This is a genomic window from Blautia sp. AM28-27, from assembly GCF_003480905.1.
Classification (GTDB): Bacteria; Bacillota; Clostridia; order Lachnospirales; family Lachnospiraceae; genus Fusicatenibacter; species Fusicatenibacter saccharivorans.
The window spans coordinates 1-4,410 of sequence record NZ_QUJK01000032.1; the positions used below are offsets into that span (position 1 = coordinate 1).

A 4,410-nucleotide genomic window follows, 5' to 3' on the forward strand; every position below is an offset into this window, starting at 1 on the left:
TCTAATCCATTTCGGAATAAATATCTTCTGCTTTTAAGTTAATGACATTGTGATTTTTCAAGGGTTTCATAAGGATGTTTTTTAGAATTAGGATATTGCGGTATGGCATTGTGGGTGCTATACCGCATTTCCTTTCCAAAGAGTGACCTTTGAACGGTCAAATTCTCCGATATGGTTATAGATGATCTCGATTTCCTGTAACCGTCTGCCGCTGCTCTTATCGGGAGCATGAACAATAATCTTGTCAATAAACTCCCTGAGAATTTCAGGCGTCAGTTCGGTCAGGTCCGTGTACTTCTTCACAATGGCAAGGAAGCGTTTTACATCCACGCTTTTCTTTTCTTCCTGTTGGAGCTCGCTCTGGATTTCATTCGCCTCGGTCTGCAAGGTATGCTGTTCATCCTCGTAACCCTTCGACATTTTCATAAAACGCTCGTCAGAAAGTTTGCCAATGATATTGTCCTCATAGATACGCTGGAAAATGGTATCCAATTCCCCGATCCGTTTTTGTATCTCCGCCAGACGCTTTTTCTTCTGCGCCAACTCACGGTTTCTCTGCCGCATATCGGAATCCATTATCATCTGCACAAATTCATCCTCATAGTTGGAAACATACTGGATCACCTCTTTCAGATTTTCAAGGACGATCCGCTCCACAACTACATTTCGGATGTAGTGCATAGTACAGTTGGCCGTATTGCTACGGTAATTCTCGCAGAGATAATGGTGCTTTTCGGCAGGTTCGTCAGCCTTGCGGTGGAAGGACAGCTTACGTCCACAGTCCGCACAATAGAGCAAACCAGAGAACATCGGCATTTCCCCCATCCTGGTAGGACGCCGTTTTCCTGCCCGGATTTTCTGGACGATCTCAAAAGTTTCTTTGTCTATAATCGCCTCATGGGTGCCTTCAAAGACTTTCCACTGGTCAGGGCTGTTATAGATGGTCTTGTGGACTTTATAGGATTTTACATGGGTCTTGAAATTCACTGTATGCCCCAGATAATCCATCCGGTCCAGTATCTTTGCGACCACCGGCCCATTCCAGGTGTATTTGTCAGCAGGAAGCGCAGTCCGTGGCTTTCCGCCTTTCTCCAATGCGTAATACGTAGGGCAGAGGATTTTCCTCTCTGTCAGGATATGAGCAATCCTTGTAGGACCGTAGCCCCCGACACAGAGCCGGAAGATTTCCCGCACGACCTCGGCGGCTTCTTCGTCTATGATCCATTCCTTCTTGTTTTCAGGATTTTTCATATAGCCGTAGGGAGGATGGGAACCGATATGCTCGCCAGCCATTCCCTTTGACCGCTTCACGGCGCGGATTTTCTTGCTTGTGTCCTTTGCGTACCACTCATTGATGATATTGCGGAAGGGAGTAAACTCATTATCCTCCTGGTTGCTGTCCACTCCATCATTGACTGCGATAAAATGAACATCATGCTCCGGAAAGAAAATTTCCGTGTACATCCCAACCTGCAGGTAATCACGGCCCAGACGGGACATATCTTTTACAATGACCCGCTTGACCTTCCCGGCCTCCACATCAGCGATCATGCTCTGGAAACCGGCCCGGTTAAACGTCGTCCCTGAGACGCCATCATCAATATAGAACTGGATATTCGTGTATCCTCTGTCCAGCGCATACTTTTTGAGGATTTTTTTCTGATTGATAATACTGTTGCTATCGCCCTCCTGTTTATCATCCTGGGATAACCTGCAGTACAGAGCGGTTATTTCTTCCTGGTTCAAAACTGCAAAAGGAAAACTGTTTGCGGCAGGGCGGGTGTTTGACTGTAACATTGCAACCTCCTTATCCGACAGTCAAACAGGCAATGCGTTTTCCCAATTCTATTATACCGCGCTGCCTGGGAACTGTCTGCTGTCTTTCAGGAATTTACAGGCTTTTTTCGGAGGTCGTTTCGGATCAGACGTCTCACTTTGGAAACTGCGTCCTCCGTGGCGTCGGGTCTGGAATGGGATTTTACAACATAAGTTGTATTCCCGATTTTATATTCACGCACCATTGATGGCGCGGTTGATTTCTCGTTCTGCATAATTTCACCCTTTCATATACAAAACCATTCGTTAAGTTATAAAAGAGGCAAAAAACGGACGGCTGCTGGCACAGCTCCACGGGAGTCTCACCCCGGCCCATGCTTGTGGGTGCGGCGCGCAATGCTTTGTGGGCGTTCAACGCGCGAGTATCTTTAACCTGCCCTGTATGTCATCGCCCGCAGGACGCCACGCCTGCTTTGCGGCCAGTGTTTATCGCTCGCTCCCAGGGGGAGGTCATGGCGCACCGGACGCATGGCTCGATACAGGACAGAACGTATCCGTCTGCCTTATACTGCACCGGCGGCCTCCCGCCGGGCTTTCTTTGTCAAGGTCCGTCAGGCTTCATGCCGGACCATCGGGACAGTGAAAGGGAGAATAAGTCTGTCCCAAAGGTTTTAGACCGGCAATACCTTGAAGCCTGTTACAATGCTATGGATCAGCTTTGCTTCAAGCCTGAGCCGCATATCTTCATCGACGCACAGATATGTATTACCGTAATCGTCTTTCAGCGGCCTGGTTGCAAGCGCCCGGATGTAACTCTGATAGTGGGCGACTACGGCGGCAAGGGCGTCCTCATCGCCATTCACAGCCGCCAGGATCACAGGAACCGGGATTGGCTTCACTCGTCCGGCCATTCAAATCCCTCCTTCACCAGATACTCGCGCAATTCTTTCAGTGTAGCGCGCCGCCGCTTCGATACGGTCTGATGGACGATGTTCAGCTTTTCGCTGATCTCACGGTCCGTCATTCCCAGGAAGTAGGACAGCAGGATCACATCCCGCTTGCCTTCCGGCAGCTGCGCTAAGGCGTCGGCCAGAATGTTGCCGTTCACAACAACCGGGAGCCCCTGCACGTCAAAGACATATTCGTCCATAAAGTGCTTGTCCCATACGGCGGTCTGTTCCAGCTCGGAGGCGGTCAGCTCGCCCAGGGATTTTTCCTGGTCCCGGAGGCGGGCATATTCACGCTGGATATGCCGGGCCTCATTCTTCAAAACCTTGACACAGAAAGCGCCAAACTGATTCTGAATACGCTGCTCATAGGAGTCTTTCATTTTCTCACCTCCCTTCGCAGCCCGCAGGTGCGGGGGTGGTGATTTCCTCCCTTTCGCCTCAGTAATCCAGGGATGGCAATTTTGGCAACCGCGAGAGGAAGAAAATTTTTATGAAAGGCTCCGCTGTATAACGGAGGCTCACATAAACAAAAAAAGGCGCCCGTCTGCAAAACGCAGAAAGGCGCAAATGAATTATTTAAGCTATTTACATGATTATATAATTCATAGCAATAAGCAAAACTGGTTCCGGTGGTGGCCGGACTTTTTTTGACAGGTAGATTTCTGTCCTAATTTGTCGAAACGCTCTTTGCTTCATGGCGGCTCCCTCCGTAAGCCGCCGATCTCGCCAGCGTCAGGGCGTCGTTTCTTATGAGGGCATAAAAGAACGGCGGCCTTGATTTCTCAAAACCGCCGATGGGTATAAATGCAAAATGAGCGCACGAAACTGCCTGCCCCAGCAACGGTTTTTTTCTTTCCCCGTCAGGCGGGGCAGGATAATTTGAAATATTCGATTTAATCTTATTCTTGTACGGCTGCCTCTTTCAGTCGTGAAAAGCTCTCATCGCTAATGATGTGTTCAATCCGGCAGGCATCGGCCTCCGCAATCCTAGGGTCAACGCCTGCTGCGATAAGCTGTTCGGTAAAAAAGCAATGGCGCTCGTAAATTTTTTCGGCAACCTCGCGGCCTACATCGGTCAGATGGAGAAAGTGATCTTCGTCCATTGTAAGAAAGCCGCCGTCCCGCAAGGTAGCCACCGCATGGCACACGCTGGGCTTTGACACCTCCATGTGTCGGGCCACATCTACGGAGCGTACCATACCGAATTTCTTTTGGAGAACAAGTATGGCTTCCAGGTAATCCTCCCCGGACGAATGAAGTATCAGTTACTCTCACCTCCTGTCTGCTATAAATAGTGCAGTTATAAATCATAAATTTGGTTATTTTCCAGTCTAAGACAACGGTCGCAAGCTGATTCAATCAATTCAAAATCATGGGTAATAACTAAAACAAAATAGTCCTTTTCCGCCAGCGCTTTAAGCGTTTTACTGACTCGAAGCATATTGTCATAATCTAATCCACTTGTAGGTTCATCAAAAATCAGAACCCTCTTATTGGATAAAAGGGCAGTAACAACTGCCAGTCTTTGCTTTTGTCCACCTGATAAAGTCTGCGGATGTTTTTCCCTGAATTGATAAAGGTCAAATTCTTTCAGCAACTCATTAACATCTGCTTGTGAAGCCATACTACCTAACTATAAATGAGCAAATCCAAAATATTGCACAAAAGAAAGACACCCTCTGTA

The 4,410-nt window shown here is 48.3% G+C and carries 6 protein-coding genes; all 6 read right to left on the bottom strand.

Annotated elements, in window-relative coordinates:
• Positions 1-117: 117 nt before the first annotated feature.
• The gene (locus DW743_RS17640) at positions 118-1,797 is read right to left on the bottom strand and encodes a recombinase family protein (RefSeq protein WP_117762291.1); all 1,680 of its coding nucleotides are present in this window, start codon (positions 1,795-1,797) and stop codon (positions 118-120) included.
• A gap of 86 nt (positions 1,798-1,883) precedes the next feature.
• Positions 1,884-2,051: a transposon-encoded TnpW family protein gene (locus DW743_RS17645; RefSeq protein ID WP_099322306.1), complete on the bottom strand. Its 168-nt coding sequence runs from the start codon at positions 2,049-2,051 to the stop codon at positions 1,884-1,886.
• Between the two features lie 396 nt (positions 2,052-2,447).
• A complete protein-coding gene (locus DW743_RS17650) occupies positions 2,448-2,687 on the bottom strand; it encodes a helix-turn-helix domain-containing protein (RefSeq protein ID WP_015573218.1) in 240 nt (79 codons plus the stop codon).
• A complete protein-coding gene (locus DW743_RS17655; RefSeq protein ID WP_117762292.1) occupies positions 2,672-3,106 on the bottom strand; it encodes a sigma-70 family RNA polymerase sigma factor in 435 nt (144 codons plus the stop codon). Before DW743_RS17655 ends, DW743_RS17650 begins: the two co-directional genes overlap by 16 nt.
• A gap of 519 nt (positions 3,107-3,625) precedes the next feature.
• A complete protein-coding gene (locus tag DW743_RS17660; protein ID WP_117762293.1) occupies positions 3,626-3,991 on the bottom strand; it encodes a metal-dependent transcriptional regulator in 366 nt (121 codons plus the stop codon).
• Between the two features lie 35 nt (positions 3,992-4,026).
• Entirely contained in the window at positions 4,027-4,350 is a 324-nt protein-coding gene (locus DW743_RS17665; RefSeq protein ID WP_117762294.1) for an ATP-binding cassette domain-containing protein, read from the bottom strand.
• Between the last annotated feature and the right edge of the window lie 60 nt (positions 4,351-4,410).